The organism is Pseudobutyrivibrio ruminis (assembly GCF_015057245.1).
Lineage (GTDB): Bacteria > Bacillota > Clostridia > Lachnospirales > Lachnospiraceae > Pseudobutyrivibrio > Pseudobutyrivibrio ruminis_E.
The window spans coordinates 1-18177 of sequence record NZ_SVET01000021.1; the positions used below are offsets into that span (position 1 = coordinate 1).

The 18177-nt window shown below is 38.1% G+C and carries 19 protein-coding genes; all 19 read left to right on the forward strand.

Translation table 11 applies throughout. The annotated features are described in order from the left end of the window. The first annotated feature begins 3 nt into the window (after positions 1 to 3). Complete coding sequence (rpmF, locus tag E7274_RS12795) at positions 4 to 183, forward strand: 50S ribosomal protein L32 (RefSeq protein ID WP_033154022.1); 180 nt, start codon at positions 4 to 6, stop codon at positions 181 to 183. Positions 184 to 280: 97 nt separating this feature from the next. Further along, complete coding sequence (gene plsX, locus E7274_RS12800; RefSeq protein WP_304176411.1) at positions 281 to 1303, forward strand: phosphate acyltransferase PlsX; 1023 nt, start codon at positions 281 to 283, stop codon at positions 1301 to 1303. A 3-nt stretch (positions 1304 to 1306) separates the two neighbouring features. Further along, positions 1307 to 1543, forward strand: coding sequence for an acyl carrier protein (gene acpP, locus E7274_RS12805; protein WP_033154024.1), 237 nt, complete (start codon positions 1307 to 1309; stop codon positions 1541 to 1543). Positions 1544 to 1639: 96 nt separating this feature from the next. Next, positions 1640 to 2341 (forward strand): ribonuclease III, encoded by a 702-nt coding sequence (gene rnc, locus E7274_RS12810; protein ID WP_044934237.1) that lies wholly within the window; start codon positions 1640 to 1642, stop codon positions 2339 to 2341. Positions 2342 to 2359: 18 nt separating this feature from the next. Further along, positions 2360 to 5920: a chromosome segregation protein SMC gene (smc, locus tag E7274_RS12815; protein WP_304176412.1), complete on the forward strand. Its 3561-nt coding sequence runs from the start codon at positions 2360 to 2362 to the stop codon at positions 5918 to 5920. An 18-nt stretch (positions 5921 to 5938) separates the two neighbouring features. Beyond that, on the forward strand, positions 5939 to 6868 hold the full coding sequence (gene ftsY, locus E7274_RS12820; protein WP_033154027.1) for a signal recognition particle-docking protein FtsY: 930 nt from the start codon (positions 5939 to 5941) through the stop codon (positions 6866 to 6868). A 26-nt stretch (positions 6869 to 6894) separates the two neighbouring features. Next, complete coding sequence (gene ilvA / locus E7274_RS12825; protein WP_090394010.1) at positions 6895 to 8106, forward strand: threonine ammonia-lyase; 1212 nt, start codon at positions 6895 to 6897, stop codon at positions 8104 to 8106. Positions 8107 to 8188: 82 nt separating this feature from the next. Then, a complete protein-coding gene (gene ylxM, locus E7274_RS12830) occupies positions 8189 to 8524 on the forward strand; it encodes a YlxM family DNA-binding protein (RefSeq protein WP_033154029.1) in 336 nt (111 codons plus the stop codon). A 3-nt stretch (positions 8525 to 8527) separates the two neighbouring features. Beyond that, positions 8528 to 9868, forward strand: coding sequence for a signal recognition particle protein (gene ffh, locus E7274_RS12835; RefSeq protein ID WP_033154030.1), 1341 nt, complete (start codon positions 8528 to 8530; stop codon positions 9866 to 9868). Between the two features lie 39 nt (positions 9869 to 9907). After that, positions 9908 to 10150, forward strand: a complete 243-nt coding sequence (gene rpsP, locus E7274_RS12840) for a 30S ribosomal protein S16 (RefSeq protein ID WP_033154031.1) — start codon at positions 9908 to 9910, stop codon at positions 10148 to 10150. Between the two features lie 23 nt (positions 10151 to 10173). Further along, positions 10174 to 10410, forward strand: a complete 237-nt coding sequence (locus E7274_RS12845) for a KH domain-containing protein (protein WP_033154032.1) — start codon at positions 10174 to 10176, stop codon at positions 10408 to 10410. Between the two features lie 401 nt (positions 10411 to 10811). Then, the gene (locus tag E7274_RS12850) at positions 10812 to 11378 is read left to right on the forward strand and encodes a hypothetical protein (protein ID WP_304176414.1); all 567 of its coding nucleotides are present in this window, start codon (positions 10812 to 10814) and stop codon (positions 11376 to 11378) included. A gap of 13 nt (positions 11379 to 11391) precedes the next feature. Continuing rightward, positions 11392 to 12063 carry a LemA family protein gene (locus E7274_RS12855; RefSeq protein WP_304176416.1) on the forward strand — a complete coding sequence of 224 codons (672 nt, stop codon included), beginning with the start codon at positions 11392 to 11394 and terminating at the stop codon, positions 12061 to 12063. A 223-nt stretch (positions 12064 to 12286) separates the two neighbouring features. Then, positions 12287 to 12724, forward strand: coding sequence for an SMI1/KNR4 family protein (locus E7274_RS12860; RefSeq protein WP_304176418.1), 438 nt, complete (start codon positions 12287 to 12289; stop codon positions 12722 to 12724). Between the two features lie 129 nt (positions 12725 to 12853). Next, positions 12854 to 13312: a hypothetical protein gene (locus tag E7274_RS12865; protein ID WP_304176420.1), complete on the forward strand. Its 459-nt coding sequence runs from the start codon at positions 12854 to 12856 to the stop codon at positions 13310 to 13312. Between the two features lie 222 nt (positions 13313 to 13534). Next, the gene (locus E7274_RS12870) at positions 13535 to 14164 is read left to right on the forward strand and encodes a hypothetical protein (RefSeq protein WP_304176421.1); all 630 of its coding nucleotides are present in this window, start codon (positions 13535 to 13537) and stop codon (positions 14162 to 14164) included. A 371-nt stretch (positions 14165 to 14535) separates the two neighbouring features. Then, complete coding sequence (locus E7274_RS12875; RefSeq protein WP_304176423.1) at positions 14536 to 14817, forward strand: acylphosphatase; 282 nt, start codon at positions 14536 to 14538, stop codon at positions 14815 to 14817. A gap of 183 nt (positions 14818 to 15000) precedes the next feature. After that, positions 15001 to 15708, forward strand: coding sequence for an ABC transporter ATP-binding protein (locus E7274_RS12880; protein ID WP_304176425.1), 708 nt, complete (start codon positions 15001 to 15003; stop codon positions 15706 to 15708). A gap of 1 nt (position 15709) precedes the next feature. Continuing rightward, on the forward strand, positions 15710 to 18136 hold the full coding sequence (locus tag E7274_RS12885; protein WP_304176427.1) for an FtsX-like permease family protein: 2427 nt from the start codon (positions 15710 to 15712) through the stop codon (positions 18134 to 18136). Positions 18137 to 18177: the final 41 nt, after the last annotated feature.

Sequence of the window (18177 nt, forward strand, 5' to 3'; positions counted from 1 at the left end):
AGCATGTCTATTTGTCCAAAGAACAAATCTTCTAAGGGAAGAAGAGATAAAAGAAGAGCAAACTGGAAAATGAGCAAACCAACACTCGTAAAGTGCAGCAAGTGTGGAGAGCTTATGGTACCACATAGAGTTTGCAAGAACTGTGGATCATACAACAAAAAAGAAATCATCGCAGTTGATTAATTTTAAAAACCTTTCGGATTTTCCGAAAGGTTTTTTTATTTGAAATAATGCCTAATTTAAAGTATAATTTCTAAAGTATGTATGAAAGGATATTATCATGAGTGATTATACTATAGTTGCACTTGATGCAATGGGCGGAGATAACGCACCATCAGCGATGGTACAGGGCGCTGTTGATGCTGTTAATACAAACAAAGCTATTAAAGTTATTCTTGTTGGTAAGGAAGATGTTATCAAAACAGAGCTTTCATCTTACACATACCCACAGGAACAGATTGAAATAAAAAATGCCACAGAGGTTATCGAGACAGCTGAGCATCCAGTTGCTGCCATCAAAAGAAAAAAAGATTCTTCAATGGTAGTTGGCCTTCACCTTGTAAAGGATGGCGAGGCAGATGCATTTGTTTCAGCAGGCAATTCAGGAGCTCTTCTTACAGGCGGCCTTGGTATTGTTGGACGTATCCGTGGTATTGAGCGTGCACCATTTGGCACACTTTTCCCAGTTAAGACTGGCGTTGCTCTTTTGGCAGACAGCGGAGCAAATGTTGACTGTCGTCCTAGCCACTTGGTACAGTTTGCCAAGATGGGTAGCATCTACATGGAAAAGGTTGTAGGAGTTAAAAATCCTCGTGTTGCCATTGTCAATGTTGGTGCCGAAGAAGAAAAGGGTAATGCTCTTGTTAAAGAGACTATGCCACTTTTAAAGGAATGCGAAGATATCAATTTTATTGGTAGCATTGAGGCTAGAAACATTCCTAACGGAGATGCAGATGTTATTATCTGCGATGGATTCGTTGGTAATGTTATTCTTAAATTATACGAAGGTTTGGCAGGTACACTTATCACTGTTATTAAGGGTGGTTTGATGAGTACCCTCAGATCAAAAATCGGCGCTGCACTTGCGCTCCCAGCTTTAAAGAAGACTCTTAAGAAGTTCGATGCCAGTGAATACGGCGGAGCTCCTCTTCTTGGATTAAAGGGGCTTGTTGTTAAGACTCACGGTAGTGCAAAAGCGGGAGAGGTTAGAAACACTATTTTCCAGTGTGTAACTTTCAAAGAGCAGCAGATTAACGAGTTTATTAGAGACAATATAGTTATAGAAAAGAAAAAGGAGGACTAGAGAATGGAATTCGATTTACTCAAAGAGATTATTGCAGAGGTATTAAACGTAGATGCTGCTGAAATTACAACAGAGACTACATTTGTTGATGATCTTGGTGCAGATTCACTTGATGTATTCCAGATTATCATGGGTGTTGAGGAAAAGCTTAACATCGAAGTTGATACAGAGGCAGCTGAGAAGCTTTCTACTGTAGGCGATGCAGTTGAGCTTATCAAGAAGACAGTTGCAAACAAGTAATTATATGTGTAAAATGCGGCCTTTAATGGGCCGCAACAATTGCACGTTTAGTGTCCACTTTCAGTGGACACTATTTTAAACTCAGGAGGTAGTATTTTGAATAGTTTAAAGGAATTTCAAAAGATTATCGGTTATGAGTTTAGAGACGAAAGCTTACTACAACAGGCTTTGACACATAGTTCATATGCAAATGAAAATCACATGCCAAAGCTTAGCGACAACGAGAGACTTGAGTTCCTTGGGGATGCAGTGCTTGAAATCGTTTCGAGTGAGTTTTTGTATCTAAATTATACCGAATTAAACGAAGGTAAATTATCTAGACTTAGAGCTAGCATAGTTTGTGAGCCTACACTGGCTTACATCTGCAAGGAAATAAACCTTGGTGACTATGTTCGCCTATCTAAAGGGGAGGACATGACAGGCGGTCGAAATAGAAAGTCTATTCTTTCTGACGCCTTCGAGGCTACAATTGGCGCTATCTTTTTGGATGGTGGAATGGAGCCTGCTTCTGAATATATCCACAGGTTTGTTTTAAATGACATAGAACACAAGCAGCTATTTTATGATAGCAAGACCAGACTACAGGAAGTTGTTCAGGCTAATTTTAAAGAGCCACTTACATATCAGCTTATCTCAGAAACTGGTCCAGACCATGCTAAGGAATTTAAGGTTGAAGCCTTAGTAGGGGATAGAGTTCTTGGCTCAGGTGTTGGTAGCACCAAAAAGGCTGCTGAGCAGGAAGCTGCTTATGAAGGCTTGATGCGCCTTCACAAAGAAGACTCTATCAAGATTATATAATTAATTAGGGAGAATTTAATGTATCTTAAAAGTATTGAATTATACGGATTTAAATCTTTTGCACATAAGATGAAATTCGAATTCCATAATGGTATCACAGGTATCGTTGGTCCTAACGGTTCCGGTAAAAGTAACGTTGCTGATGCTGTTCGTTGGGTTCTTGGCGAGCAGTCTGCAAAGCAGCTTCGTGGTGCCAGCATGCAGGATGTTATCTTTGCAGGAACAGAGGCTAGAAAGCCTCTTTCATATGCATATGTTGCACTCACAATGGACAACTCTGACCATGTGCTTCCAGTAGATTACGAAGAGGTTACAATTGCACGACGAGTATATCGCTCAGGCGAAAGCGAGTATCTTTTAAATGGTACACCTTGCCGTCTAAAGGATGTTTCAGAGCTTTTCTATGATACTGGTGTCGGTAAGGAAGGATATTCTATCATCGGACAGGGTCAGATTGAAAAGATTTTATCTGGTAAGCCAGAGGATAGACGTGAGCTTTTTGATGAAGCTGTTGGTATCGTTAAATACAAAAAGCGTAAGGCGGCATCTGTAAAGAAGCTTGAAAGCGAGAGAGAGAATCTTGTTCGTGTAAATGATATTCTTTCTGAGCAGGAGCGTCGTATCGGACCATTGGAGAAGCAGTCTGAGGATGCAAAGCAATACTTAAAATACAAAGAAGAGCTTAAGCGTATCGATGTCAACTCTTTCATGCTTGAGGTTGATAGACTTCAGGCTAATTTGGACGAGGTTGAAAAGAATGCAAATCTTGCTAGAGAACACATGGAAGAAAGCAAGACAGCTCAGGAGGAGATTCGTACAAAATACGACTCTTTGGAGCAGCAGATCAACGACCTTGATGTTGAAATCGAAACCTTAAAGAAGAATCAGTCGGATTCTACTCTCATGAAGGGCAAGCTGGAAAATGAAATCGCTCTTTTAGAGGAGCAGATTCGTTCTGCTAATGCCACAGATGAAAATATGGCAAGCCGTATCGCTGAAATCGAGGCAGATAAGGCAGATAAAGAAAGCCAGTTAGCAGATTTCAAGGCTGAAAAGGAAAATCTTGATAAGACATTGGAGGAAGCGGTAGAACGTCTCAATTCTGTTAAGACTAACTACAGTGAACTCCAGGGTGCAATCATTTCAAATAACGAAAAAATCGAGCAGGACAACAAAGCTATCATGGAACTGCTCAACAATCGTGCTTCAATCAAGTCTAAGGAGCAGCGTCTTGAGACTATGCTTGAGCAGACAAACATCCGCAAGGCAAAGCTTAATCAGCGTCTCCTTGAAAGAAAGACTCGTGAAGAGGATTTGGATGTTGCTGTTGCACTTGCAGAGGATGAGTTTAAGAATGCGCAGTCACTTCTTCTTGAGCTTCAGGAAAAGGACAAGGAATACACAGAAAAGGCTGCTGAATGGAAAAAGAAGAGCCGTGAGAATTCCAATGCATTACAGGCTAAGAAGGATGAGTTCGCTCGTGTTCAGACTAGATTAGAGTCAATCAAGAACATAGCTGAGCGCTACGAGGGATACGGAAATTCTACTCGTAAAATCATGGAGCAGAAGGGCAGAATCGATGGTATCGAGGGTGTTATCTCTGACCTTATCCATGTTGAAAAGAAATACGAAATGGCTATCGAGACAGCTCTCGGTGGCAACATTCAAAATATCGTTACAGCTGACGAAGCTTGCGCAAAGAAGCTTATCGGCTACTTAAAGGAAAACAAGCTTGGTCGTGCCACATTCCTTCCACTTACATCTGTTGATGGAAGAGGCAATTTCAAGAAGACGGAAGTCCTTAACGATAAGGGAGTTCTTGGTCTTGCATCAGAGCTTGTTACATGTGATAGCAAGTTTGATGGTGTTGTAGCTTATCTTCTTGGTAGAGTTGTGGTTGCTGATAATATCGATTCAGCTATCGCTCTTGCAAAGAAAAATAATTACAGCATTCATATCGTTACACTTGATGGTGAATACCTTGCACCGGGTGGTTCAATGGCCGGTGGTCACTTCAAGAACAAGTCAAATCTTCTCGGTAGAAATCGTGAGATTGAGGAGCTTGAAGGCAGGCTTGATGTTATCTCTAAGGAGATGGATGAGCTTAAGAACCGTGAGGGCGAGCTTGAGACTGCTGTTGCACTTCTTGAAAGTGATAGAGATGACAACACTACAAAGCTTAATGAAGCTGCAATCGCATTAAATACTGCAAAGCTTGGCTTAGATAGAGCAAATGAGCAGAAGAAGGAAAGCTTAACTGCCTACGAAGGCCTTTCTAAGGAAAGCGAAGAGCTTGAAACACAGCTCACTGAAATTGCTGCTGGCAAGAAGGAAATTGAGTTCGAAAAGCAGGAATCAGAAGACAAAGAAGCAGAGCTCAAAGCTGAGATTCAAAAGCTTTCAGACGAAGTTGATGAGAAGACTTACATGGAAACTTCTGTTAACAGAACAATGTCCGAGGTTCAGATTGAGGAGGCTAATGCTAGACAGAAGGTTGATTTCGTTCAGCAGAACTTAGACCGTATCACATCTGAAATCGAAAAGTGTGTGGCTGATATTGCGGTTATCAAAGAAAATGCTCAGTCTACTAAGGAAGAGACAGAGGCAAAGAAAGCGCGAATCGATGAGATTAAGGCTACAATCTCTGCATCTGACGAGTCCTTTGGAAAGCTTGAGGAAGAAATCAAAGAAGCTGTTGCAAGAAAAGAAGAGCTTAATAACTCACACAAGAACTTCTTTGAGCAGCGTCAGGAGATTACAGATAGAATCGCTGAATTAGACAAGGAAATCTATCGTCTTGATTCTCAGAGAGAGAAAATCAGCGATGCTATTTCATACCAGAACAATTACATGTGGAATGAATATGAGCTTACATATCATTCAGCAGAAGAATTAAAGGATTCAGAGTACAACGATTTGGATCAGATGAAGAAGGATGCTTCTAAAATCAAAAATGCTATCCGAGCTATGGGAAATGTTAATGTTAATGCTATCGAGGAGTTCAAGAAACTTTCTGAGCGTTACAACTTCCTTAAGGGACAGCACGATGATTTGGTTGAGGCAGAGGCTTCTCTTGTTCGTATCATTGATGAGCTCGATGAGGGAATGAGAAAGCAGTTTGCTGAAGGATTCAAGGACATCCAGGTACAGTTCGATAAGGCATTCAAGGAATTGTTCGGTGGTGGACATGGTACACTTGAGCTTGTTGACAGTGAGGACTTGCTTGAGACAGGTATTATCATCAATGCCCAGCCACCAGGAAAGAAGCTTATCAATATGATGCAGATGTCCGGTGGTGAGAAATCACTTACTGCAATTGCATTATTGTTTGCAATTCAGAATCTTAAGCCATCTCCATTCTGTCTCTTGGACGAGATTGAGGCGGCTCTTGATGATGCAAACGTAGATAGATTTGCTGGATATTTACACAAGCTTACAAAGAATACACAGTTCATCGTTATCACTCACCGTCGTGGTACTATGAACGCAGCAGACAGATTATTCGGTATCACAATGCAGGAGAAGGGTGTTTCGGCTCTTGTTTCTGTAAATCTTATCGAAGCACAGTTAGATGATTAATCCTTAGCTGGAGGTTATATGGCAGAAAAAATCAGCTTCTGGCAGCGCCTTATAAAGGGCCTGACCAAAACAAGAGACAATTTTATAAAGTCGATGGATTACATTTTCAACGGCTTTTCAAATATCGATGAGGACTTCTACGAGGAGCTTGAAGAAGTCCTTATCATGGGTGATATTGGTGTGCGTACTACAGAGACTATCCTCGACGATTTAAGAGAGGCAGTAAAAAAGGAGCACATCAAGGAGCCTGCCGAGTGCAAGCAGTTTCTCATTAATGAAATAAAGGAGCAGATGGCTCTCGATGAGACATCATTTGATTTTGAAAAGAAGACATCTGTTGTTTTAGTAATCGGTGTAAATGGCGTTGGAAAGACAACCACAATCGGAAAGCTTGCTGGAAAGCTTCAGGCTGCTGGCAAAAAGGTTATGGTAGCCGGCGCTGATACATTCCGCGCAGCTGCATCTGATCAGCTTAAGGAATGGGCAGACAGAGCATCGGTGGATTTCATTGGTGGTCCAGAAGGCTCAGATCCAGCGGCAGTTGTTTATGATGCTGTTCACGCAGCAAAGGCTAGAAATGTAGATGTTCTTCTTGTGGACACTGCAGGTAGATTACACAACAAAAAGAATCTTATGAACGAACTTTCTAAGATTAACAGCACTATCTCAAAGGAATTCCCAGAGGCCTACCGCGAGACACTTATTGTGTTAGACGGTACAACAGGCCAGAATGCCCTTGTTCAGGCTAGAGAATTCTCTGAGGTTACAGATATATCTGGTATTGTTATTACAAAATTAGATGGAACTGCAAAAGGCGGTATTGCAATTGCTATCCAATCTGAGTTAAAATTGCCAGTAAAATATATTGGTGTTGGAGAAACAATTGACGACTTAGAAAAGTTCAACGCAGATGAATTTGTTGATGCATTATTCTACGCTGAACAATAGTAAGCCACACAAGAGGGAGACTAATTATGCTTACATTGGACAAATTTGAAGAAGCCTCAAAGATTGTCACTGAGGTAACACACGAGACAAAGCTGGTTTACAGCGATTATTTTAGTGAGAAGTGCGGAAATATGGTTTACCTTAAGCCAGAGAATATGCAGCTTACTGGTGCATATAAGCTTAGAGGTGCATATTACAAAATCAGCACTCTTACAGATGAGGAGAGAGCAAAGGGACTTATTACAGCATCAGCTGGTAATCACGCCCAGGGTGTTGCATATGCAGCCAGCAAATATGGCGTAAAAGCAACAATCGTTATGCCTACAACAACTCCTCTTATTAAGGTCAACCGTACAAAGAGCTACGGTGCCGATGTTGTTTTATATGGTGATGTTTATGATGAGGCATGTGAGTATGCTTACAAGCTTGCTGATGAGCATGGCTACACATTCATTCATCCTTTCGACGATTTAGCAGTTGCAACTGGTCAGGGTACTATTGCAATGGAAATCTTCAAGGAGTTGCCTCTTGTTGAGTATATTCTTGTTCCAATCGGTGGCGGCGGACTTGCTACAGGTGTATCTACACTTGCAAAGCTTCTCAATCCAAAGATTAAAGTAATCGGCGTTGAGCCTAGTGGAGCTGCTTCACTTCAGGCATCATTTGCGAAGGGAGAGGTTACAACACTTCCTTCTGTAAATACTATTGCTGATGGTACTGCAGTAAAGACTCCAGGTTCAAACATTTTCCCTTATCTTCAGGAAAATATCGATGAGATTATCACAGTAGACGATGATGAGCTTATCGTTGCATTCCTTGATATGGTAGAGAATCACAAGATGGTAGTCGAAAACTCAGGACTTCTTACAGTTGCTGCTTTGAACCATCTTGGTTTCAAAGATAAGAGAGTTGTATCTGTACTTTCTGGTGGAAATATGGACGTTATCACTATGTCTTCAGTGGTACAGCAGGGACTTATCTTCAGAGATAGAATCTTTACAGTATCTGTACTTCTTCCTGATAAGCCAGGTATGCTTGCAAAGGTTTCACAGCTTATTGCAGATCAGCAGGGCAATGTTATCAAGCTTGAGCATAATCAGTTTGTTACAACAAATCGTTCTGCAGCTGTAGAGCTTCGCATCACTCTTGAGGCATTCGGTACAGACCACAAGGAGCAGATCCTTAAGGCTTTGGATGAAGGCGGTTACAGACCAAAGATAGTTAGAACTTCACTTTAATAATATTAGAGGTGTAAAGTATTTATACTTGACACCTCTATTTTATTATAGTATATTATTTAAGGTCGCTAAAAGGAGAGATATGGAAGACAAGATTAAATCTGGTTATTTATATGATTTTTATGGTGAGCTTTTAACAGAGCATCAGCGTAGCGTATATGAGATGAGCATCAATGATGACTTGTCCCTTGCAGAAATAGCAGATTCACTTTCCATTTCCCGTCAGGCGGTACACGACATTTTAAAGAGATGCGACAAGCTTTTACAGGATTATGAATCTAGGCTCCATCTCGTAGAAAAGTTTATGAACATTAGAGGAGATGTCATTCGTATAAACGAATTGACAGAAGGAAATCCTAGCGAAGCTACTTTATCAGAGATTTCCCGATTATCTCAGTTGATTTTAGAGGAACTATAATTTATGGCTTTTGATTCACTTTCAGAAAAGCTTCAAGGCGTATTTAAGAATCTAAGAAGCAAGGGCAGACTTACAGAAGCTGATGTAAAGGCTGCTTTAAAGGAAGTTAAGATGGCACTTCTTGAGGCCGATGTTAACTTCAAGGTTGTAAAGCAATTTACAAACACTGTCACAGAGCGAGCAATTGGTTCAGATGTTATGAACGGCTTGAATCCTGGGCAGATGGTTATAAAGATTGTTAACGAAGAGCTTGTTAATTTGATGGGTTCAGAGGTTACAGATATCACTTTTGGCACAGGCGGCGCCATCACCACTATCATGATGGTTGGTCTTCAGGGTGCCGGTAAAACAACTACCACAGCAAAGCTTGCTGGCAAGGTAAAACAAAAAGGCAAAAAGCCTTTATTGGTAGCTTGTGATATTTATCGTCCTGCGGCTATTGAGCAGTTACAGATCAATGGTAAAAAGCAGGATGTTGAGGTTTTCTCTTTAGGAGATAAAGAAAAGCCTGTAAAGATTGCCAAAGAGGCAATGGCTTACGCTAAAAAGAACGGCTTCGATGTTGTTATCTTCGATACAGCCGGTCGTCTTCACATAGACGAGGATATGATGAATGAGCTCGCGGCAATCAAGAGCAATATCGATATCCTCAATACCATTTTGGTAGTTGATGCCATGACAGGTCAGGATGCAGTTAATGTTTCAGCTACATTCGATGAAAAGATTGGCATTGATGGAGTTATCATCACAAAGCTTGATGGTGATACTCGAGGCGGTGCAGCCCTTTCTATTAAGGCTGTCACAGGAAAGCCTATTCTTTACGCTGGTATGGGCGAAAAGCTTTCAGATTTGGAGCAGTTCCATCCAGACAGAATGGCAAGCCGAATCCTCGGTATGGGTGATGTACTTTCACTCATCGAAAAGGCGGAGGCAGAAATCGATAAAGATGCAGCAATGCAGCTTTCAAAGAAAGTAAAGAAAGCATCATTCGATTTCAACGATTATCTCACTTCTATGGAGCAGATGAAAAAGCTTGGTGGCCTTTCGTCCATCCTTGGAATGATGCCTGGTATCAATTCTAGCCAGTTGGCTCAGATTGAAGGGGCTGTGGATGATAAAAAGCTTGCACACATCGAAGCAATCATCCTTTCCATGACTCCTGCAGAGCGTGAGAATCCAAAATTACTAAATCCTAGCAGAAAGCACAGAATAGCTGCTGGAGCTGGTTTAGATATAGCAGAGGTTAATCGCTTCGTTAAACAATTCGAACAATCAAAGAAGATGATGAAGCAGATGCCAAATATGATGGGCAAGGGTCGCCGCGGAATGCGCTTCCCATTTTAGCCAAGACCATTTAGTTTTATTATTTAGGAGGAATTAAAAATGGCAGTAAAGATTAGATTAAAGAGAATGGGTCAGAAGAAGAGACCAATCTACAGAATCGTAGTAGCAGATGCAAGAGCACCTCGTGACGGTAGAAACATCGATGAGATCGGTACATACGATCCTAACCAGGAGCCAGCAGCAGTTACAGTTGATGCTGAGGCAGCTAAGAAGTGGATCTCAAACGGCGCAAAGCCAACAGAGACAGTTGCTAGACTTTTCAAGCAGGCAGGCGTTCAGTAAACACTCGAAAGGAATGAATAGTGATGAAAGAATTAGTTGAAGTAATTGCTAAGTCACTTGTAGACAATCCTGAGGAGGTTGTAGTTTCAGAGAAGGAAGACGCTAAATCAATCGTTGTTGAACTTCGCGTTGCACCATCTGATATGGGTAAGGTTATTGGAAAGCAGGGCAGAATTGCCAAGGCTATCCGCGCTGTAGTAAAGGCTGCAGCCTCAAAGATTGACAAGAAAGTTATCGTTGATATTGTTGACGTTGACTAATGTTGTAGGAACCTGAGTTTTCAGGTTCCTTTTTTGTTATAGAAATAGTGTGTAGAAAAGGTTCTAACATCGATACTGGCCAATATTTTATATATTTTACCACTGTGTATGTAAATGACTTATAGAAGGTGGTAAGATTTGGAAGGTTTTACCACTGTAATGCTTTGATGCTGAACACAATGGGGTAAATTAGATGAAGTATTACCACTGTAGGAATATATAAGTATCATGGAGAGGTAAAGATTGGGAATCGTTACCACTGCAGGGAAGAAGATGATGATGCTAGTGGTAAAACGAGTAGTACAATATTTTGGAGTTATTAAATAGTAAAAATTATTGATATAATTTTATAAATAAGATACAATTATAAAATATTGAGTATATAAGGGAGGATTTTTGAAATGTTTACACCAACTTATAAGGATGGTTGGAAAAAACCATTAATCATTGGAATAGTTTCATTTATTGTAGGTGCAGCTCTTTTGATGACGGTAGAGCCACTAGTTAGTATAGGAGCTATTATTATAATTGTAGTACCATTGGTTTGTTTATTTAGAATTGGTTATTTCCTATTTCTAAACAATTATAAGAGAAATAGATACAAGTATGTTAACAAACTCGTCCAAAAGGCTGAAAATTTGGACATGGTAAAAAAAGCAATTGAAGATGGTACAGCCGAGGTATTCGACAATGAATTAGTTGTTATTACAGATGAAGGTCTTTTGGCTGTAACAGATACATGCGATTTCTATTACTTTAAAGACATTGAAAAGATTTATGCTACTCATGAGTTTGAAGGTAGAAATGTTCCAAAGATGAACTTTATCAAGCTTGAGGAAAGGGACAAGAACTACTATATTGGAATTATTGAAAAGTGGGATTTAAGACCTACACATGGCATTTGTGCAAAGGCGAGTCAGGAAAGACTAGAAAAATATAAGAACGCTCATATGGCTAACGCTGTATAAAAGGGAGACAACTATGAAAGAATTACTTAAAAAAGTTGGACTTATGGCAGTTCTTTGGATTGCTCTTTGGATAATTAGTTTGTTTATTTTTTGTGCAATACCAGCTGCTAATCAAGAAGTTACTAATTATGACGACAACGGTGAGACTTATGTAGAAACTGAAATTAAGGAATCATGGTCAAGTGCTGGTTTGTTAATTGCATTTGGTTTGACTTTAGTTAGTATTATAGTTATTGACTATAATAAAGTGCAACGTTTAAAAGCCAACATTCCAGGATGTAAAAATGACGTAGTAGCATACGAAGAGAAGAGAACACATCAGCTTGATCAGGCAAATAGAGTTTTAGATAAGTATTTGATGCATGAGCAAAGTGTTCAGGAAGCATCGGCTCAGTCTCATGTTAATACGGGAGCAGAATTTACAGCAGTAATAGAGGCTCATCCTGAATTAAAAGCAAATCAGGCTGTTGAAACTCTAATGAATCAAATTAATCAGGTGGAGAATGATTTAGTTAAGACAAAAAGCCTCTGCAATAGATATATTGCTGAATATAATGCATCTATTCACACATTCCCACTTGCACTATTTAGAAAACTTTTAAAGCTTGATGATATGGAAATGGCTATGTCTGATACAGTCATTAACACTGAGCAGGAAATAACAGATGAAGATTTAGGTATATAAATAATTATTATGTTTAACTGCTTATAGAATACGATGAATAAATAAGCAATCATAGTTGATTCTGTGAATAAGGAACTTCTAGGATAGTTTCGATATAGAAGGATGTAGTCAGAATAGCTACATCCTTTTTTATTTGTAGGTGCCTGACAACATTACATAGTAAATGGACAAAAAATTATTGGCAAAATAGAGCATTAGATTTTAATTAAAGGAGAAATTGACTATGTATGATGAGTTAATCAATGTAATATCGGATAATGAAGGAGATGTAGATTTTGCAGATTATGGGGATGGAATATCTAAAGAGTGGGTTGAAAAAGCAGAAAAAAGACTTAATGTAGTTTTTCCAAAATCTTATATTTGGTGGCTTGAAAACTATTCTGGTGGTGAAGTTTTTGGCGTTGAAATCTATAGTGTTTATGAAATGGATTTTGATACTGTTGTTGGTGGAGATGTTGTGTACATAAATGAATTGGTGAGAAAAAATGATGATTCTTATGTAAACAAGTTGATTATTGCTGAACCTAATGATGCTATTTTTTATATGGATTTAACACAAAAACAAGAGGATGAATATCCGATTTACGAGCTTTATAGCAATGAAAGGTACGCTAGTTCATTTGATGAGTTTTTACTTAAATATATTAATAGCAATTTGTAAAGGGGGCAGGCACACTGACTAGATTAGCATATAAACAATAACAGCAATATGGTCTGATAAATAAATAGCCTTGTTTCAAGAATACCTGGACGAATTTATTTATATTAGTTTATGGGAAATATAATGATTATGAATACAATAATAAACGAAATAATACAATGTAAATGGTTGTCGAGATTAGGAGTAAAAGATCATTTTCAGTTTGAAGTTGAGTATGTTTCTAAAACTGAAATGAAAAAGAAAATAAAATCTCAAGCATGGGAAAATGCTGTCCTTGAAAAAAGAGGGGATTTTACTGTCTTTTTGCATAAAAACTTTAATGAAGAGTATCAGAAGTGGAATAATTATACAGAAGAACTAAAGTCTGGATTGTTAAAAGAAATAATGGAACATGTCAATGACGCTTTAGAAGCGGGGGGATTTGAAGATTTTGTGAGAGTTGACATCCAATTTAATATATTGACTTTATTAATGCTATATAAGTACGAAAATGTATTTTCTTCCACATTTTTTGACCAAATGATAGAAATATATTTATCAGGACATATTCCATGTGGTTGGAATGGTGAATGCTTTATAATTTATTAATTGATGTAGGTGCATGAACCAATGTGGTCAGACTATCTATTAAGAGTTAAGCCTACCTCCATTACATAAATATACTTTGCTATAATTGTTGTAATGGGGGAGGTATTAAAATTGTTTATTTTTTGTCAAGAAGATGCTTTACTAAAAAAATTGAATTTGTTAATATTTTATATGGTGTGGCAATCCACATCATTAAATATAATTTTTAAGGAGAGATGTAATATGAAAAAGAAATTAGCGTTAATGCTAGCAACAGTAACAGCGGTTGCAACAGTATTCACAGGATGCGGTGGAAAGGACATTTCTGGAAATTATGTTTCGGAAATTAAACTTGCTCAGTTTTCAAGTCAAGAGGATATGCAGGCATTAGCTGATGTAGGAATTAATGCCGGAGATATCACTATGGATGTGACATTAGAGTTATCAGATGATAACACATTCACAATGGCTTTTGATACTACAAGTTTCAAAGATCAGTTTTCTACACTTGTAGATGATAGCATGGATACAATTATTGATAAGTCTTTAGAGTCTGAAGGTTTTTCAAGATCAGATATTACTGATGAAGTTGCACAGTATTCTGGTTATGAAAGTGCTGATGCTTTGTTTGCAGATATGGAGAACGAGATTAAAGGTTCTTTAGATGATATATATTCTGGAATTGATGAGGAACTACAGGAATATTCGGTTTCAGGCGATTATAAAGTTAAGAAAGATTCTGTTGTCTTTGTAGTTAATAGTGAAGACGAATTACTCTTAGATAAGGGCACTCTAAATGAAGATGGTTCTATCACAGTTAATTCAGAAAGCGATGGTACTGTAATTAGCCTTGAATTTGAGTTACAGCAGTAGTATGTCTTTAATATCGAAGGGAGAATAAAAGTATTTGCAAATTAAAAATTAAAGTGGAATCTCTATGATTCCACTTTTTCTTTAAATGGAGAAGTCTAGGGGGAATAATGAGTCAAAATAAAACTACAAGAGAGTTTAATCCTTTTATAATGCTGATAATCATTCCGTTTCAACTATTCTTTGATTATCTTGTTTTACATTTTACGTTTGAATTGGAAGTGAATGGTAATCCAGATGCCCATGGGCATCCTACCGGTTTGATGACGGCAACCATGTTTAGTATTATGTCAGTGATAACGCTTGTTGTCATTGTTTTAACGCTGTTTAGCATTATAATAATTTACATGGTAAGAAATAAGAGGATGAAAGCGATGGTGAATCAGTTGGTTAGATATAGAATGGTATTTACCGGTAGAGTGCAGGGAGTTGGTTTTAGATATACAGCTAATAATGCTGCCAACCAGTATCACCTTACTGGGTACGTGAAAAATGAATATGATGGCTCGGTCACTGTAGAGGTTCAGGGAGCCGAGGAAGCTATATACTTGTTTATTAAGTCGTTGGCTAGTGACAGGTACATAGGCATTGACGATGTGCAAAAGCAGCAGATTCCTATTGAAGCTGATGAAAGAGGCTTCATTGTACAGTATTAAATCAGGATGATAAATTATATTAACTTGCTATCATAGATGGTTAATGAGAGGCATCTAGTCCATAAGGGCTAGGTGTTTTTTATATTTATGATAGAATTCACAAATTGTAGTTAGAAATAACTAACTAAATGTGCTATTATTTAATTGCGATTGAAAAGGCTAGATAGGACAAGGAGGAGACAGGTGAATAAAGTATCATTAAGAAATGTATCAAAGGTTTATAACGTGGGAGAAAAAGAGTTTCGAGCTTTGGACCATGTTGATTTAGACATTGAGGAAGGAAAATTTGTAGTAATACTTGGTCCGTCAGGAGCAGGAAAATCTACATTACTTAATCTCATTGGAGGAATGGACACTCCTTCTGAAGGAGAAGTAATTGTAAATGGAGAAAATATTACCGGATATTCAGAGAATAAGCTCAGCGATTTTAGAGCTAAATCGGTAGGCTTTATTTTCCAGTTTTACAATATTCTTCCTTCACTTACTGTAAAAGAAAATGTGGAGTTGATTAATGAAATTGTAAAAGATCATCTCGATGCGGCTGAAGCACTTCAGGATGTGGGATTATCAGAACACATGAATAAATTTCCAAATCAATTATCTGGTGGCGAACAGCAGCGTGTTTCTATCGCACGTGCTATTGCAAAGAATCCAGCACTTCTTTTATGCGATGAACCTACAGGCGCCCTTGATTCTCAAACAGGCGTAATGATTCTCAAGATTTTGAAAAAGCAAACTACAAAGGAAAGAGGTAATAATACTGTTATTATCGTTACCCATAATGCACTTATTGCAGATATCGCCGACGTTGTTATACGTGTGAAAAACGGCAAAATAAAGAGTGTAGAAGAGAATGCAAATCCAGCAAACATAGATGAGGTTCAATGGTAAAATGTTGAGAAAAAAATTATTAAGAGATATAAAGGAAAACCTGGGACAGTTCTTTACCATTTTTGCCATGATTTTTTTGGCGATTATGGCATTTTCAGGTATCAATGCTTTTTCAGATGGATTGAAGTATTCTTCAGTAGAATTCTATGAAAAGAATAATCTTCAAGATTTATGGTTGTATGGAGAAAATTTTTCCGAGGAAGATTTAGATAAAATTAAGGCGTTAGACAATGTAGCAGACGTGGAAAGATATCTTTCGATGCAGGGCTCAGTAGATGTGGAAAATAAGGAGAATTCAGAACTTGAAAATATTCAAGCTGAGTTGAATTTTCTGGATGCAGAGGATGATGAAAAGAATATTTCTTCTATGTATTTAAGAGATGGTGAGGAATACAGCCCTGATAAAGATGGTGTTTGGGTTGGATATTATTTCGCTAAGGCCAGAGATATTGAAGTTGGAGATGAACTGACATTTTATGTAGAGGGCTATGAATTTACAGAGGTGGTTCGAGGAATTGTATCATCTCCAGATCACGTATATACGGTATCTGATCCTACTGTTATTTTCCAGGATGCCGCTGATTTTGGATGGGTCTATTTGTCCATGAATGAGTGTCCTATAGATTTTGGAATGGATGATTTCTACATCTATCCAAATGCTATAGTTGATGTGACAGGAGTAGCTCCAAATCCATATATTAATTCTAATAAGCTTGATGAATTTGAGAACAAGTTAAAGTCAGTAAAGAATGAGCTGTATGAGCTTGATGACATTTCTATAAGTGCAATCACTGGTAGAGATGTATGGCCATCTTATGAGACTTTAAAGGCTGAATCGGAGGAGGGTGATACCTACTCAGGAATGTTTACTGTATTGTTTGTTTTCATAGCAGGTCTTTCTGTTGTTACAACTATGAGTCGATTTGTAAAGAAACAGAGAGTGCAGATTGGAACATTGAAGGCTTTAGGATTTAGAAATAGAAAAGTTACAATGCATTATATTGCATATGGCTTTTGGGTAAGTTTAATTGCTGCAATTCTTGGAATTGTAATTGGTGGTCCTGTACTTGGTCAACCTTTCCTTAACATGGAGCTCTCTATGTTTGATTTGCCAGACGCTCACAGATGTATTCTAAGTAAGAATTATATAGTTGCTTCTTTAATTGTTATCGTAATTACGATAATAACTTATTATTCAATAAAGAGTATTTTGAAGGAATCTGCAGCTCAAACTCTTAGACTTGAAGTTCCACACATTAAAATTAAGGCAAAGGAAGGTGGCAAAGGACTAAGCGCTAAATTGCCATTTTCCGTAAAATGGAATCTGAGGGATATTTTCAGAAGTAAATCTAGAAGTATCATGGCTATAGTTGGTGTTATGGGTTCTACACTTTTAATAGTGATGGCATTTGGCATGCAGGATTCACTTCAGCACTATCTTGTATGGGAGTTTGATAAGATACAAGCATATAATTACAAGCTCAATCTTTCAGAAAATGTTTCAGATGAAAGATTGGATGAATTGTTTGATGCATACGGAGATGCAACCAGTCAGACAGTTGCCATCGAATACAAGGATTCAGAGGGTAATATAGTAACTTCTTCTATTACTGTAAATGATTCAGATGGATATTTACGAGTATCTGACCATGATACAAACACCTATGATATTAATGATGGAATACCAGGAAGCACAGATGGAGACGTAAATGAAGCGGGGGCGCTTTTTGCAACAGAAAAACTTCTAAAAGATAATGGATTTTCATTAGGAGATACAGTTAAATGGAGAATCATGGGGGAGGATGATTGGTATGAAACTAAGATTGTAGCCGCCTACAGAGATCCGCAGAGTCAACAGTTTTCTATGACAAGAGTAGCCTTTGAAGGTCTGGGCGAGGATTATGTTTGCGATACCATTTATACAAATGATGATCTTAGTGATTTAACTGACTCAGATATAGATGGAGTATCTACGATTTCATCAATTGAATCACTGAAAGAGCAGATGAATGTTATGCTTGAGATGATAAGCAATATGATAGTTTTATTAATCGCAATATCAGCTATCCTTGGGTTTATTATCATTTACAATATGGGAATCCTTGCACTTAGCGAGAAGATGTACCAGTTTGCAACGCTTAAGGTATTAGGCTTTAAGTTTAATAAACTGGCACTTATTTACACCCAGCAAAATCTATGGCTTACCTTAGTAGGGATAATCCTTGGTTTACCACTGGGGTATGAATTTACTGACTGTATGTTTAAATATGCTATAGGTGACAATTACGATTTCTTTGCAAACATAGATATATCGGCCTATCTTATTGCAATAATAGGTACACTTTTAATCATGTTTGTTACAAGTATTGCTTTGTCTCGTAATCTTAAAAAGATAGATATGGTTGCAAGCCTCAAGGCCAATGAGTAAAATAATTGATAGCCCTATCATTTGCAAAGAGCTATTTGTAT